This window comes from Bradyrhizobium algeriense, from assembly GCF_003062295.1.
In the GTDB taxonomy this organism is placed as follows: Bacteria; Pseudomonadota; Alphaproteobacteria; order Rhizobiales; family Xanthobacteraceae; genus Bradyrhizobium; species Bradyrhizobium algeriense.
The window spans coordinates 36,937-50,179 of the sequence record NZ_PYCN01000015.1 but is presented as its reverse complement, the minus strand read 5'-3'; the positions used below and the strand labels follow the sequence as shown (position 1 = coordinate 50,179).

The window sequence follows — 13,243 nt, the reverse complement described above, 5'->3', positions numbered from 1 at the left end:
GACGGGAAGGCGCTCCTGCGACCCTCGGCTGGCCTCAGACGAACAGAAAATCGCCGGCGTGAAGCTGGCTCAATGTCGTGTTCCGAATCTCGATCGTGTTGTTGGCGTCGACCGTAATCACGACGCTCGTGCCAACCTCGGCCATGTGCGATTGGAGCGCGCTGAAGTCGGCAAACACCGTCTTGTCGAACTGAAGGATGTCCTGCACACCATCGGTGTTCTGGAAGTCGGCGACTGTGTCCTTGCCTAAGCCAGCAGCGAAAACGAATGTGTCATTGCCCGACCCGCCGGCTAGATAATCGTTTCCGCCGCCACCGATCAGCCGGTCGTTTCCGCTGCCGCCATACAGGAACTCGCTGCCGGTGCCGCCCTGCAGGCTGTCGTTCCCATCGTCCCCGAACATCTGGGTTGCCGCAGGGCCGCCTTTCAGTTGGTCATCACCGGCATTGCCATGCATGACGTCCAGCCCGCCGCCGCCGGAAAGATAGTCATTTCCGTCGCCGCCGTTCATGACGTTCGCGGCCCAGCTGCCATAGAGCTGATCCCTGCCGGTGCCGCCGTCGAGCAGGGCGCCGGTGTCACCGGTGCTGGCCTTGACGATGTCGTTGCCGTCGTCGCCATAGAGCTGATCGGTGGCCGTGGCGATGCCGGCGCCGCTGTTGATCGTGTCGTCGTCCGCCCCGCCGTGGATCACATCCGCCCCGGGGCCGCCGTTGATGGCGTCGTTGCCTGGGCCACCCTGAATCATGTCCGTCCCGGCGCCGCCGTTGACCGCATCCTTGCCTGCACCTCCGTCAAGGCTGTCATTGTCGGTCGCCGAGCCGAAGAACAGGTCCTGGCGAGTAGTCATGTCATAGTGGATGGACTTGTTTTGATAGAGGTTCCAGGTTCCCGGCGAACTCGGATTGACTGCGTCGGAGACGGCAAGATGCTCGCCGTTGACCGTGATGTCCTTGATGTAGAGGTTGCGGTCGCCATTGGCGTTGGCAACATCGTTGATGAAAGCGAGATCAAGACTGGACACTGTCGCCGGGTTGGCGAATGTGAATGTGAAAGTCTGGAAACCCGATGGATCGGTCGCGCCGTGGAATTCGACCGTGCTGCCGATCTGCTGCCCGTTGATCAGGAGCTGCATTTTGGCGCCGACGCCGTCGACAACGGAGCTGTAGCCCGTCACCGTGACTGACGTCTCCGTGAGCTTCGGAATTGTATCGGGCCCGCCAGTAATGGTGTCGTCGCCCCCATCTGACTTGATCGTGTCGTTGCCGACCCCGCCTGACAGAATATCATTGCCGCCGCCGACATCCATCAGATCGGCGGACGGAGAACCCGTCAGCGTCTGGCCGGGCGGCTGGTGCTGACCTCCGTACCATTCGGTAATCAACTCCTGCGCAGGCTTGCCTTGGGGCGAATAGCCGATCGGCGAGTATTTGTTGCTCGTGTCCCAGTTCCAGATCGACGCACCCCTGAACCAGCTTCCGCCTTCCGATCCCCACACCTGAAAGAAGGCGTTGAAGGCGTCATATTGCTCCTGGAGGTCCTGCGTCGTGCCTTCGGCCCAGCCGCCCGGCCTGATATTGGTTCCGTCGACGCTGCGATAGCCGGTTTCAGTGAAGAACACCTGCTTGTCGTACTGCAGGGCAAGGGAATGGAAGAAATCGACCGGCGACATGTGATTCATCACCTTCGCCCAGTAGTCGTCCGTGGACATGCTGTTCCACGCATTGACCATCTCATCGACGGTCGGATCGGTTGTCGTCGTTAGCGGCGGATAGGCGTTGATTCCGATGACATCGACCTTGTCCCAGAAGCTGACATTGATGGCTTCGTCGGTTGCGGCTGCATAGGTGATCTCGCCATGGAACACGGCGCGCACGGAATCGATGAGGTCGACCCAGTAGCTTCGATATTGGGGTCCGGAGAGCTTGCCGAGTTCATTGCCGATCGACAGCATGGTCACGCCGGCCTGCTCGGCGATTTCCGCCATGTGGACCATTTCGCTCTTGTAGGAAGCAAAGAAGGCGGCGGGATCGCTCGGAACAAGTGCGTACGCAAGCGTACCATCGAGAGCTGAAACCATAGGCTTCAACGTGACCGAAAGCCCGAGCGCCCTGGCATTTGCTGCAGCCTGAAGAATGTTGGCGTCGCTCTCGGTCTTGCCGGGATCCGCGAAGACATCGTTCGACGTCCTGGTGTTCACAAAGAGCCGCGGAGCGAGCTCGATCGAGTTTGCATTGGTGCTCGCGATCGCCTGCATGGCCGCGGTCGCGGAACTGGTGACGAATGCACCATTGTAGTTGGAGAGGAATCCAAATCCCTGAACAGGAAACACGCCCGCCATCGTGCAGCTCCGTTTCTTTTGAAGTTTCTGTTGCTGTTTGGTGGCTCTGTGGTTTGCGCAAGCTCATCACGCTGCGTGTTCCACGCAGCACAATTCATGAGCACTTCACTTTTCGCAAAGCAAAACAGCAGACCACACTTACGTGTTCAACGTGGGCGTGTCGTGACGGGATTGAGTCGATGTTGCGATTGTTGGAAAAGCGATGCTCGTTGTTAGCGCACCGTTACTGGTTCTGCTCAAATCGAAAAGGCTTGCTCAGGAACTTCGAGCCGGGCACTCCGTAACAAGCGTAGGATAAGCAAAGCGACGTCCGGGGGTGGTCAATCCCGCATATTGCTGCGCTCGTGTGGGCTACTTGCTGAAGATGGCGTCATCGTCGCCAGTTCCGTCATTGCGAGCGAAGCGAAGCAATCCATCGTGCCGCAAAGGAAGTAAGAATGGATTGCTTCGCTTCGCTCGCAATGACGTGGAGAGGGCGCGGCGTACTGGATACCCCGCGCATGCGCCGGTTATGACACCTCCCGGTAGCGACAGGCTGATGCTCCAGTTGTCAGAACGGCTTGCTCAGAAACTTCGATCCCTTCAATCCATAACGCCACGGCAGATCGACCGCTTTTGTAATTCCAATCCGCACCCCGGCGGCGATCTCGGGTTTGCCGGGCCGCGCATGCAGCGCGAACGGCGGCTGATCGAGCGGCAGTTCGCTGTGCTTGATCGTGATGCCCAGCGCCTCGCAGAGCTTGCCAGGCCCCGAACACAGCGCGCGTTCCTCCTGCAAGCCCCGGCGGCGGCGCATCGCGGGCAGGCCGTGGGTCGGCTGCAGCGCGCGGATCAGCACGGCGCTGGCCGAGCCTTCCGCCTCGCACACGAAATTCGCGCACCAGTGGATGCCGTAGGAGCGGTAGACATAGGCAAAGCCCGGCGGGCCGAACATGATCCGGTTGCGCGGTGTCGGCCCGCGGAACGAATGCGCGGCCGGGTCCAGATGGTGATAGGCCTCAACCTCGGTGATGATGCCGCCGACGCCGTCGACCAGAAGCGTCGCCCCGATCAGGTCGGGCGCCACCTCATGCACGCTGCGGTTAAAAAACGAGCGTTTCAGCAGCTTGCCGAGGCGAGGGGCGGCGGCATCGGCCGGCTTCGGATTTTGAGACATTTTCAGGTGGGAATCACGGCGGAACGGGTGAAAAGCGCTGATATCTTGCACGTTTCTGCTAGGTTCGGCGAGGGCTGGGTTGCAGCTAGCGGCGACACGGATTAGCTAGGGTTTCTCGCAATTTTCGGACTTAACATGGTCGTCCTCGTCGATACCGTTTCCGTCAATCAGGTGCGCCCGCGTCACCCCGAAAAGGTGAACCGGCCGGATGCGCTGTCGCCGCCCAAACCTGACTGGATCAGGGTGCGCGCGCCGAACACCCGCGGCTATGCGGACACCAGGAAGATCGTCAAGGAGAACGGCCTCGTCACGGTGTGCGAAGAGGCCGGCTGCCCAAACATCGGCGAGTGCTGGGACAAGAAGCACGCCACCTTCATGATCATGGGGGACACCTGTACGCGAGCTTGCGCGTTCTGCAACGTCAAGACCGGCATGCCCGGCGCGCTCGACGCCGCGGAGCCGGAACATGTCGCGGAGGCCACCTTCAAGCTCGGGCTCGCCCATATCGTCATCACCTCGGTCGATCGCGACGATCTGGCCGACGGTGGCGCGGAGCATTTTGCGCAAACCATCCGCGCGATTCGCGCGCGTTGCCCGAGCACGACCATCGAGATCCTGACGCCCGACTTCCTGCGCAAGGAAGGCGCGCTCGAAGTGGTGGCGGCGGCGAAGCCTGACGTGTTCAACCACAATCTGGAAACCGTCCCGGCGCGTTATCTCACGGTGCGCCCCGGCGCGCGTTATTTCCATTCGATCCGGCTGCTGCAGCGGGTCAAGGAAATCGATCCCACCATCTTCACCAAATCAGGCATCATGGTCGGCCTCGGCGAGGAGCGGCACGAAGTGCTGCAGGTGATGGACGATCTGCGCTCGGCCGAGGTCGATTTCCTGACCATCGGGCAATATCTGCAGCCGACCCGCAAGCATCACGCCGTCATGCGCTACGTGACCCCGGACGAATTCGCAGGGTATGAGAAGGTCGCCTACACCAAGGGGTTTCTGATGGTGTCGGCGAGCCCGCTGACACGTTCCTCGCACCATGCGGGCGAGGATTTCGCCAAGCTTCAGGCGGCGCGCCTCGCGCGAGCCCGCTAGCGTCGGACCGAACCAATGCAACGCGTTCTTGTCATGGGATCGTCGGGGTCCGGCAAGTCGACATTTGCTCGACGACTGTCGGACATGACGGGCATTCCCTTCGTTTCGCTGGATGCGCTGTACTGGAAGCCCGGCTGGGTCAAATCCGACACGGCCGAGTTTCGCGGGCGCTTGACCGAGGTGGCACTCCAGCCGCACTGGGTCATGGACGGGAATTTCCCCTCGCATCTTGTCGAACTGCGCCGCGACGCCTGCGACACCGTGATCTGGTTCGACCTGCCGCGCTGGAGCTGCATGTTCGGCGTGATGAAGCGGATCGCCGGCAGCTATGGCCAAGTCCGCCCGGAGATGGCCGAAGGCTGTCCGGAGAAGATCGACTTCGAATTCTTTCGCTATGTCTGGACCTATCGCCGGCAACAGCGGCCGAAACTCCTGGACTATTTTGGGGGTCTGCGCGCCGATCAATCGCTGGTCTGCTTCACCGACCGGACGCAGGCGAACGACTATCTGAACGAAATCGCGCTCAGGCAGAGCCAAGTGAGTATCCACTGATGCCGCGCTTTTCCAGCAAGCGCCGGGTTCACCACACCGCGTCGCAGATGTTCGATCTGGTTGCCGATGTCGAGCGCTATCCGGAATTCGTGCCGCTGTGCCAGTCGCTGAGGATACGTCAGCACACGCTGAGGGGAGACGGCACCGAAATCATCGTCGCCGACATGACCGTATCGTTCAAACTGGTGCGGGAAACTTTTACCAGCCGGGTGACGCTGGATCGGCCGAACCTGAAGATCATGGTCGAATATCTGAAGGGCCCGTTCAGCAACCTCGAAAACCGCTGGACGTTCGAGCCGAAATCCGAAACCGACTGCGATGTCGGGTTCTTCCTGTCCTATGAATTCAGAAGCCGGATGCTGGCGATGCTGATGGGCACGATGTTCGACGCCGCGTTCCAGCGTTTTGCTGCGGCCTTCGAGAAGCGTGCGGACGCAGTCTACGGCAAGCCGGGGGCAGGGCCTACGAAAGCCGGCTAAACGTCTGCGCGAACGGCCGAGCACCTCACCAACCCAACAAGGTCCTCCAACGATGACGGAAGCCCAGAGATGACGACATTCGAACGCGTTGGCTTTATCGGCCTCGGCGGAATGGGACGAGGGTTGGTCAAGAACCTCGTCGCCAAGGGCGTGGCGGTCACCGCCTACGACCTCAATCCCGCCGCGGTGGCGGCCGCCAAGTCATTTGGTGCGACGGCCACCAGCAATCTCCAGGAGATTCGCGATAGCTGCCGTATCATCATGATTTGCGTCAACGAGGCCGAGGATGTCGAGGCATTGTTGACCTCCGGCGATGGATTGCTCGCCGCTCCGGCGCCGGCGTTCATCATCGTGGATCACACCACCGGCAGCCCGCAAATGGTCGCGAAGCTCGACCGCATGGTGCGCGCGGCCGGCGGGCGCTACGCCGAGGCGCCGATGACGCGGACCCCGAAGCACGCCGACATCGGCAAGGTCAACGTACTGTTTGGCGGCGAGCGCGACCTGCTCGACGACCTCAGGCCCTATTTCGAGCTCTATGCCGAAAACATCTTCCATATCGGCCCGCTCGGGCACGCCATCCGCATAAAACTCATTCACAATTATATCGCCTTCGCCAATGTGGCGGCATGGTGCGAGGGGTTTGCGCTTGCCGCCAAGGACGGGCTCGATCTCTCGCAAGTGATCGACATCATCTCGGCCGCCGGCGCCAGGAGCGGCATGCTCGACCTCTATGGCCAGGCAACCCTCGATGGCGACTTCACGCCGCTGATGTCGCTGGCGAACGCCCGCAAGGACGTCCGCTATTACGCGCGCTGGCTGGAGGAGGCGGGCCTGCCAGGGTTCATGGCGGAGGCGGTGCACCAGACCTACCGGCAGGCGGCGTTGCTCGGGCACGACGGCGAGTCCTGCACCGCCGTCATCAAGGCCTATGAGACCGTGACCGGCGTGGAGGCGCGGGTAGGGCCGAAAGACCAGCAACAAGAACAACGAAAATGACCGGCGGCATATCTGATCTTGCAGGAAAACCGGTTGCTGGTGCCGACGCCATTCTTTAAGCCGGTCCCAAATCCGTAATTCCGTAACCGAAGGATAAGGTGATGGACGCAAATCTTCGAACCGGTGGCCATATTCTGATCGAGCAACTGGCCCTGCACGGCGCCGACACCGTGTTCGGGGTGCCCGGCGAGAGCTTCCTGGACGCCCTCGACGGCATGTACCAGAGCCAGCGCGTGCGCTTCATCAACGCCCGGCATGAAGGCGGCGCCGCCATGATGGCGGAGGCCCATGGCAAGCTGACGGGCCGCCCGGGTATCGCGTTCGCCACCCGGGGGCCCGGCGCCACCAATGCGTCGGCCGGCGTTCATGTCGCATTTCAGGATTCAACGCCCATGATCCTTTTGCTGGGTCAGGTCGGGCGCGACATGATGGAGCGCGAGGCGTTTCAGGAAATCGACTATCGCCAGATGTTCGGGCCGATGTCGAAATGGGTGGCCCAGATCGATGATGCGCGGCGGATTCCGGAGTTCATCTCGCGCGCCTTCTTCACCGCGACCTCGGGCCGTCCCGGCCCGGTAGTGCTGGCGCTGCCCGAGGATATGCTTACCGACACCGCCGAAGTGCCGGATGCGCCGCCCTATACGCCGCTTCCGATCGCGCCTGACGACGGCACCCTGCGGCAGTTCCATGCGCTGCTTTCGGAGGCGAAGAAGCCGTTCGTGATCGTCGGTGGCGGCGGATGGAGCGAACAGGCGCGCCGCGATCTCGAGGCGTTTGCGTCGGCGCATGAAGTGCCCGTCGGCGTTTCGTTCCGCTGCCAGGACTATTTCGATAATTTGCATCCCTGCTATGGCGGCCATGTCGGCATCGGCCTCGACGCAAAGATTGCCGACCGGATCCGCAACAGCGATCTGGTGATCGCACTTGGCGCGAGGCTGGGGGAGGCCACAACATCCGGCTACACGCTGTTCGATATTCCGAAGCCAAGGCAGCCGCTGGTTCACGTCTATCCCGATCCCGAAGAGATCGGCCGTGTCTATTCGCCGACGCTCGGCGTGGTCGCGAGCAGCGCGGCCTTTGCGGCGGCGGTCAAGCGGCTGGAGCCGAAGCATCGATCGCGCGCCGACTATGTCAAGATAGCGCATGCCGACTATCTCGCCTTTGCCGAGCCTACGCGCTCGCCGGGCGATGTCCAGCTCTCGCAGATCGTGCGCGGTTTGAGCGATCGCTTGCCCCATGACACCATCATCTGCAACGGCGCCGGCAATTATGCCGTCTGGGTGCACCGGTTCTGGCGCTATCGGCAATATCGCACCGAGCTCGCGCCGACCTCGGGTTCGATGGGCTACGGCCTGCCTGCAGCCGTCGCCGCCAAGCAGTTGCACCCGGAGCGCACGGTGATCGCGTTTGCCGGCGACGGCTGCTTCCAGATGACGGGGATGGAGTTCATGACGGCGGTCGAAAACCGGCTGCCGCTGATTGTGATCGTCTGCAACAACGGCATGTACGGCACCATCCGGATGCATCAGGAGCGGACCTATCCCGGCCGTGTCTCCGGCACCGATCTCGCCAACCCCGACTTCGCGGCGCTTGCCCGCGCCTGCGGCGGCTTTGGCACGCAGGTCGAGCGTACCGAAGACTTCGCGCGGGCCTTTGATGAGGCCGTTGCCTCGGGGCTGCCTTCGATCATCGAACTTACGATCAGCCCGGAGGCGCTGACGCCGGTGACTTCGCTCAGCGAAACGCGCGCCAAGGCGATGGCTGCGATGGGCCGATAAGAGAGCGGGAGCGCACCCGGCCTCGCGCTGTTCCCAGGCGGCGGTACTTCAGGTTGCCTGTAGTGCCCGGTCGGCAAATTCCTGGATTGTGCGTACGAGGTCTGCTTTCCGCATGGGGCGGGTGCCGAGAATCACATCGTGCAGGAGGCCGTCGGCGCCGTGATAGAGCAGGGATGTCGTGAGTTCGGGGTTGGAGCACCTGAACGCGCCGGCCTTTACGCCACGCGTAATGGCCTTCGCAATCAACGCCATCGTCTTCCCGTTCATTTCCCGGCACAGATCCAGCGCCTTCGCGTCGGCTGTCCGGTAGATCGTACGGTGCAATTCGGCGTGCCCGAGCGCATGAACCACGAGTTGTTCGAGCAGCTCGGAAATGAACTGTCGCCAATCGGTCTTCCCGGAAACTGCGTCCAGGCGTTCGCCGGCGATGCTGACAAAGCCCTCCAGGTATTGTTCCCATAGCTTTGCCACCACATGGTCCTTCGAGCCGAAATGCAGGTAGAAGGTGCCCTTGGCGATCCCGGCCCGGTCAGTGATGCTCTCGATCGACGTGTTGGTGATGCCCTCTTCGCTGAAGAGCTGCGCGGCAGCGCCCAAGATGTCGGCTCGCCGCTCTTCAGCGTCCTTGGTGCGGCTTCCATGTCGCTTTGAAGTCTTCGTCTTCACACTACTTCTCGACCATATTTGAGGGGGCCATCCAATTTCTTCATACCACCGATTGACTAACGGTCAGTCACTATTTATGACTGACCATCAGTCAGTTATGGATGGAGGCAGGGGGTGATCGAAAAAGTTGCGTTCGCTGAAGGGGCGCTTGCCGTTGCCGCAGGGCTGTTCGTCCTGTTTTTGGGGCTGCGCTATGCCGCGCGGGAGCGGCTTCCCATGGACAGCAAAGCGCGCGCAAAGGCGCCCGGCCAGTTCGCGGAGCTGAGCGTCGGCGCGACGCACTGGCTCGCTGACGGTCCGGATACCGGTGAAGTCGTCGTCCTGGTGCCGGGTGCAACGCTGCCGTTATGGATATGGAGGGACCTTCCGGAGAAGCTTGCAGCCGCCGGCTATCGCGTGATCCGATACGATCTGCTCGGGCGCGGCTACTCGGACCGGCCAAGGGCCACCTACAATAGCGATCTCTTCGACCGGCAACTGCTGGAACTGCTTGCGGCACTGCAGATTGCGCAGAAGGTGCATTTGGTTGGATTGGCGTTCGGGTGTCCAATTATCGCGACGTTCGCGAACCGTCATCCGGACAAGGTGCGTTCGCTGTGTTTCATCGGTCCCGACGGTTTCGGTGTGCAGATGGGGAAGGGCGCGCGCCTCTTCACGATCCCGCTGCTTGGACCCTATCTGTTCAACCTGATCGGGACGCGCAAGCTGCTTGAACGGATCGACGATTACTCTACCGACGATGCGATCAAGGGCTGGCTCCGCGCCCGCTACGCGCCGGAACTGGAATTCAAGGGATTCAAGCAGGCACTGATTTCCTCGATTCGCAACATGCCGATCCATGATTCACGCGACTGCTACAGCAAGGCGGACGCCTCCTTTCCGATCACGGCAATCTGGGGCGATCGCGACCATGTAACGCCCATGCCGGGAGTGACAAAGGTGAGGCAGGTTCTGCGCCGGGCGGACATCCACATCTTGCCGGATGTTGGTCATCTGCCGCATCACGAGCGCTTCGAGGACACCGCAGGCATCCTCCTCAAGCATCTCGGCGTGCAGCAAGCCGCGCCAGCGCACCAGGCCTTGTGAGAAAAAATCGATGCCTGCCGAACTGAGCAATCTGAAGAATGAATGCTGCGCCACCGTCGATAGACTAGCGGCGCAACTGATCGATATCAGCCATCGCATCCACGCCACGCCGGAGCTGGCGTTCAGCGAATATCGGGCTGCTTCCTTGCTCGCCGAAACGGCGAGGGCTGCCGGGCTTGACGTGGAGCAGGGAGCATTCGGTCTCGATACCGCGTTCAGCGCCGAGTTCGGGCAACCCGACGGCCCGCGCGTCGCCATCCTGTCCGAGTATGACGCCTTGCCGGAAGTGGGCCACGCGTGCGGCCACAACATCATTGCCGCCATCGGATTGGGGGCGACGCTGGCGCTCCACGCGCTCGGGCAACGCATGCCGGGCGGCGTGCGCTATTTGGGCACCCCTGCCGAAGAACGAGGATGCGGAAAGGAATTGATGGCCCGCCGCGGCGCCTTTGACGGTGTAGATGCTGCGATGATGCTTCATCCTGCCTGCGTAGAGACGAAGGCGATCCGGACAATCTGCATCTCGGAAGTGTATGCCACCTTCACCGGGCGGTCCGGCCATCCGGCGCTGGGAACGGGGACATCTTCGTATGCCGTCGATGCCGCAGTGGTAGCGCATCAGGCGATCATGGCACTCCGCGCGAAGTTCGGGCAGGGCGAGCAGATACATGGGGTGCTGTCCAAATGCGGCATCGTTCCCAACGTATTCCCGACCGAAACGGAGGCGCACTACTTTGTCCGCGCTGCCACGGTTGCGCAGCTCAAGGCCTTGAGAAAACCAATCGAGGATTGTCTCATGCTCGGCAAGTCTGTCGCAGGCTGCCAGGTGACGATCCGCTGGTCTGATGCGGACTATCTCGGAATGAAGGTCAATACGCCGCTTGCCGACGCATACGAACGCAATGCGCGCGCGCTTGGACGGCAGTTCGTCGACTATCGCGGCCTCCCCGCGGGTGGCGGCGATATCGGCAATGTCAGCGTCCGCGTCCCGACCCTGCATCCCCTGATCGCCTGTGCCCCGTTCGGGGTGATGCTGCACGATCCCGAGTTCGCGAAATATGCGCGATCCCCATCAGGAGATGCTGCGATCGTGGATGGTGCGAAAGCGATCGCCATGACCGCGCTGGACTTCTTGTGTGATGAGGGGCTGCAGCGCGAGGCCGGAACGGCCTTTGTCAACGGCGAGGCGGTGCAATAACCGATCGCGCCGGCTACCCCCTCGGCGGCCTTCTTCGCTTCGCCGTACTTCGCCGCGGGCTGCGGGCCACGCGCGGGCGCAGGCGGCTCGCGGCCTCGCGGTGCGGTTTGGCGGAAGCTTGCGGGCCGCGCGCCAACTCCATCAACATGCGCAGCGCTTCCACCACGGAGCGCTGGCGCACGGTACTGCGGCCAATGGCTCCAAAACGGAATTCGCGGTGGAGTATTTTTCCATCGCGCGAGGCGACCGCGAAATGAACGAGGCCGACCGGCTTGCCCGGCGTGGCGCCGCCGGGGCCGGCAATACCGGTAATGGATACCGCGAGATCGACGCCGGCTTTTTCCAGGGCGCCGATCGCCATCGCGGTTGCGGTTTCCTTGCTGACGGCGCCAAAGGTCGCAAGCGTCGTGGCCTTGACGCCGAGCATCGCGCGCTTGGCGTCGTTGGAATAGGTGACGAAACCGCGGTCGATCACATCTGACGAGCCGGGAATGTCGGTGAGCGCGCCGGCGACCAGGCCACCGGTACAGGATTCCGCCGTCGCAATCGTCAGCTTGCGCATCCGGCACAGATCGAGCAGCGAGCGGGAGAGGGCGCGCGCGTCGCTGCCGCTCATGCTACTCGCCCCAGGGCAGACGGATGGTGGCGCTCGCGGTGGCGGCGATGCCTTCCTCGCGGCCGGTAAAGCCGAGCCGTTCGCTGGTCGTTGCCTTCACCGCAACGCGTGAGATGTTCAGCCCTGTGATCTCGGCGATGCGGGCGCGCATGGTATCGCGCAGCGGCCCGATCTTCGGGCGTTCACAAATCATCGTGACTTCGAGATTGGCGATCCGGCCGCCGCGCGCGGTGACGCGGTCGACGGCATATTTGAGGAATTTGTCGGACGCGGCACCCTTCCACTGCGGATCGGTGGGCGGAAAGTGCGAACCGATATCGCCGTCCGCCAGCGCGCCGAGGATGGCATCGACCAGGGCGTGCAGGCCGACATCGCCGTCGGAATGGGCGAGGAAACCGCGGGTGTGCGGCACGCGGACACCGCAGAGCATCAGATGATCACCGTCGCCGAAGGCGTGTACGTCGTAGCCGGTACCGGTCCTGATGTCGCCGAGCTGGGCGGCGAGGCGGGCTTCCTCGCGGGCGAAATCTTCTGATGTGGTCAGTTTCATGTTTGCAGGATCGCCTTCAAAAGTCGCTACCGTCAATCCCGCCCATTCCGCGAGCGCCGCATCATCGGTGAAATCGCTGCGGCCGTCGCGCGCGGCGCGGCGATGGGCATCGAGAATCACATCGAAGCGAAACGCCTGTGGTGTCTGCGCGATTCGCAGCCGTGCACGTTCGGGCGTGGCCTCGACATTGCCGGTATCGCTGACTTGCTTGATCGTGTCTGTGACCGGGATCGCAGGGACCGCCGCGCCGGTGCGGCCGGCGGCATCGATTGCGCGCGAAATCACCGCAGGGGTCACGAAGGGGCGCGCGGCGTCGTGGATCAGGACGATGTCGGGTTTCTCTGCCGCCAGCGCCTCGAGCCCGGCATGCACCGAAGCCTGACGTGTCGCGCCGCCATTGGTGGGCGGCTGATGGCGCAGTCCCGCGACAGCCGCGATGAAGATCGCGGCGTCATCGGGATTCACCACCGGCTGCACGGCAAACACGTCCGGATGCCGGCAGAACGCCTCCATGGCGCGGAAGATCACGGTCTGTCCGCCGATCTCGCGATATTGCTTGGGTCCCCCGGCGCCGGCGCGAAGCCCGCGTCCGGCTGCGACGAGGATGGCTGCGGTACGCTCAAGTTTGGGCATCTGGACTCAAATACGAACGAATCAGGTTGAGGAGGGGGCGTCAGACTGCGCTGGCGCACAGCCCTTACCATGCCGAATGCGGAAAACAGAGTGA

At 62.5% G+C, this 13,243-nt stretch carries 12 protein-coding genes; 7 read left to right on the top strand and 5 right to left on the bottom strand.

The genetic code is table 11. The annotated features are described in order from the left end of the window. Nucleotides 1-34: 34 nt before the first annotated feature. Nucleotides 35-2,341: a glycoside hydrolase family 113 gene (locus tag C7G61_RS25320; RefSeq protein WP_108519407.1), complete on the bottom strand. Its 2,307-nt coding sequence runs from the start codon at nt 2,339-2,341 to the stop codon at nt 35-37. A gap of 550 nt (nt 2,342-2,891) precedes the next feature. Continuing rightward, nucleotides 2,892-3,497 (bottom strand): DNA-3-methyladenine glycosylase, encoded by a 606-nt coding sequence (locus C7G61_RS25315; RefSeq protein ID WP_108519406.1) that lies wholly within the window; start codon nt 3,495-3,497, stop codon nt 2,892-2,894. Nucleotides 3,498-3,632: 135 nt separating this feature from the next. Between C7G61_RS25315 and lipA the strand changes: the two genes are divergently transcribed. The 5 genes from lipA (at nt 3,633) to C7G61_RS25290 (ending at nt 8,400) form a co-directional block, all read left to right on the top strand. Continuing rightward, nucleotides 3,633-4,592: a lipoyl synthase gene (gene lipA, locus C7G61_RS25310; RefSeq protein WP_108519405.1), complete on the top strand. Its 960-nt coding sequence runs from the start codon at nt 3,633-3,635 to the stop codon at nt 4,590-4,592. Between the two features lie 15 nt (nt 4,593-4,607). Next, a complete protein-coding gene (locus tag C7G61_RS25305) occupies nt 4,608-5,144 on the top strand; it encodes a P-loop NTPase family protein (protein WP_108519404.1) in 537 nt (178 codons plus the stop codon). Continuing rightward, nucleotides 5,144-5,623 (top strand): type II toxin-antitoxin system RatA family toxin, encoded by a 480-nt coding sequence (locus tag C7G61_RS25300; protein WP_108519403.1) that lies wholly within the window; start codon nt 5,144-5,146, stop codon nt 5,621-5,623. The genes C7G61_RS25305 and C7G61_RS25300 overlap by 1 nt, the downstream gene beginning before the upstream one ends. Before the next feature lie 69 nt (nt 5,624-5,692). After that, the gene (locus C7G61_RS25295) at nt 5,693-6,622 is read left to right on the top strand and encodes an NAD(P)-dependent oxidoreductase (protein ID WP_108519402.1); all 930 of its coding nucleotides are present in this window, start codon (nt 5,693-5,695) and stop codon (nt 6,620-6,622) included. Between the two features lie 101 nt (nt 6,623-6,723). Continuing rightward, nucleotides 6,724-8,400, top strand: a complete 1,677-nt coding sequence (locus tag C7G61_RS25290; RefSeq protein ID WP_108519401.1) for a thiamine pyrophosphate-binding protein — start codon at nt 6,724-6,726, stop codon at nt 8,398-8,400. 48 nt (nt 8,401-8,448) lie between these two features. Here the strand turns inward: C7G61_RS25290 and C7G61_RS25285 are convergent, their stop codons facing one another. Continuing rightward, the gene (locus C7G61_RS25285) at nt 8,449-9,066 is read right to left on the bottom strand and encodes a TetR/AcrR family transcriptional regulator (protein WP_190241970.1); all 618 of its coding nucleotides are present in this window, start codon (nt 9,064-9,066) and stop codon (nt 8,449-8,451) included. Nucleotides 9,067-9,180: 114 nt separating this feature from the next. Here C7G61_RS25285 and C7G61_RS25280 point away from each other — a divergent pair, with 114 nt between their 5' ends. Next, nucleotides 9,181-10,152, top strand: a complete 972-nt coding sequence (locus tag C7G61_RS25280; protein WP_108519399.1) for an alpha/beta fold hydrolase — start codon at nt 9,181-9,183, stop codon at nt 10,150-10,152. 10 nt (nt 10,153-10,162) lie between these two features. Next, entirely contained in the window at nt 10,163-11,350 is a 1,188-nt protein-coding gene (locus C7G61_RS25275) for an amidohydrolase (protein ID WP_190241969.1), read from the top strand. A gap of 13 nt (nt 11,351-11,363) precedes the next feature. Here the strand turns inward: C7G61_RS25275 and C7G61_RS25270 are convergent, their stop codons facing one another. Then, a complete protein-coding gene (locus C7G61_RS25270; RefSeq protein ID WP_108519397.1) occupies nt 11,364-11,966 on the bottom strand; it encodes a CinA family protein in 603 nt (200 codons plus the stop codon). Nucleotide 11,967: 1 nt separating this feature from the next. Further along, nucleotides 11,968-13,149, bottom strand: coding sequence for a bifunctional 2-C-methyl-D-erythritol 4-phosphate cytidylyltransferase/2-C-methyl-D-erythritol 2,4-cyclodiphosphate synthase (locus C7G61_RS25265; protein WP_108519396.1), 1,182 nt, complete (start codon nt 13,147-13,149; stop codon nt 11,968-11,970). Between the last annotated feature and the right edge of the window lie 94 nt (nt 13,150-13,243).

Bases quoted from the DNA above. Each gene is read 5' to 3' on its own strand.
- C7G61_RS25320 (WP_108519407.1), bottom strand. From the start codon at position 2,341: ATGGCGGGCGTGTTTCCTGTTCAGGGATTTGGATTCCTCTCCAACTAC.
- C7G61_RS25315 (WP_108519406.1), bottom strand. From the start codon at position 3,497: ATGTCTCAAAATCCGAAGCCGGCCGATGCCGCCGCCCCTCGCCTCGGC.
- lipA (WP_108519405.1), top strand. From the start codon at position 3,633: ATGGTCGTCCTCGTCGATACCGTTTCCGTCAATCAGGTGCGCCCGCGT.
- C7G61_RS25305 (WP_108519404.1), top strand. From the start codon at position 4,608: ATGCAACGCGTTCTTGTCATGGGATCGTCGGGGTCCGGCAAGTCGACA.
- C7G61_RS25300 (WP_108519403.1), top strand. From the start codon at position 5,144: ATGCCGCGCTTTTCCAGCAAGCGCCGGGTTCACCACACCGCGTCGCAG.
- C7G61_RS25295 (WP_108519402.1), top strand. From the start codon at position 5,693: ATGACGACATTCGAACGCGTTGGCTTTATCGGCCTCGGCGGAATGGGA.
- C7G61_RS25290 (WP_108519401.1), top strand. From the start codon at position 6,724: ATGGACGCAAATCTTCGAACCGGTGGCCATATTCTGATCGAGCAACTG.
- C7G61_RS25275 (WP_190241969.1), top strand. From the start codon at position 10,163: ATGCCTGCCGAACTGAGCAATCTGAAGAATGAATGCTGCGCCACCGTC.
- C7G61_RS25270 (WP_108519397.1), bottom strand. From the start codon at position 11,966: ATGAGCGGCAGCGACGCGCGCGCCCTCTCCCGCTCGCTGCTCGATCTG.
- C7G61_RS25265 (WP_108519396.1), bottom strand. From the start codon at position 13,149: ATGCCCAAACTTGAGCGTACCGCAGCCATCCTCGTCGCAGCCGGACGC.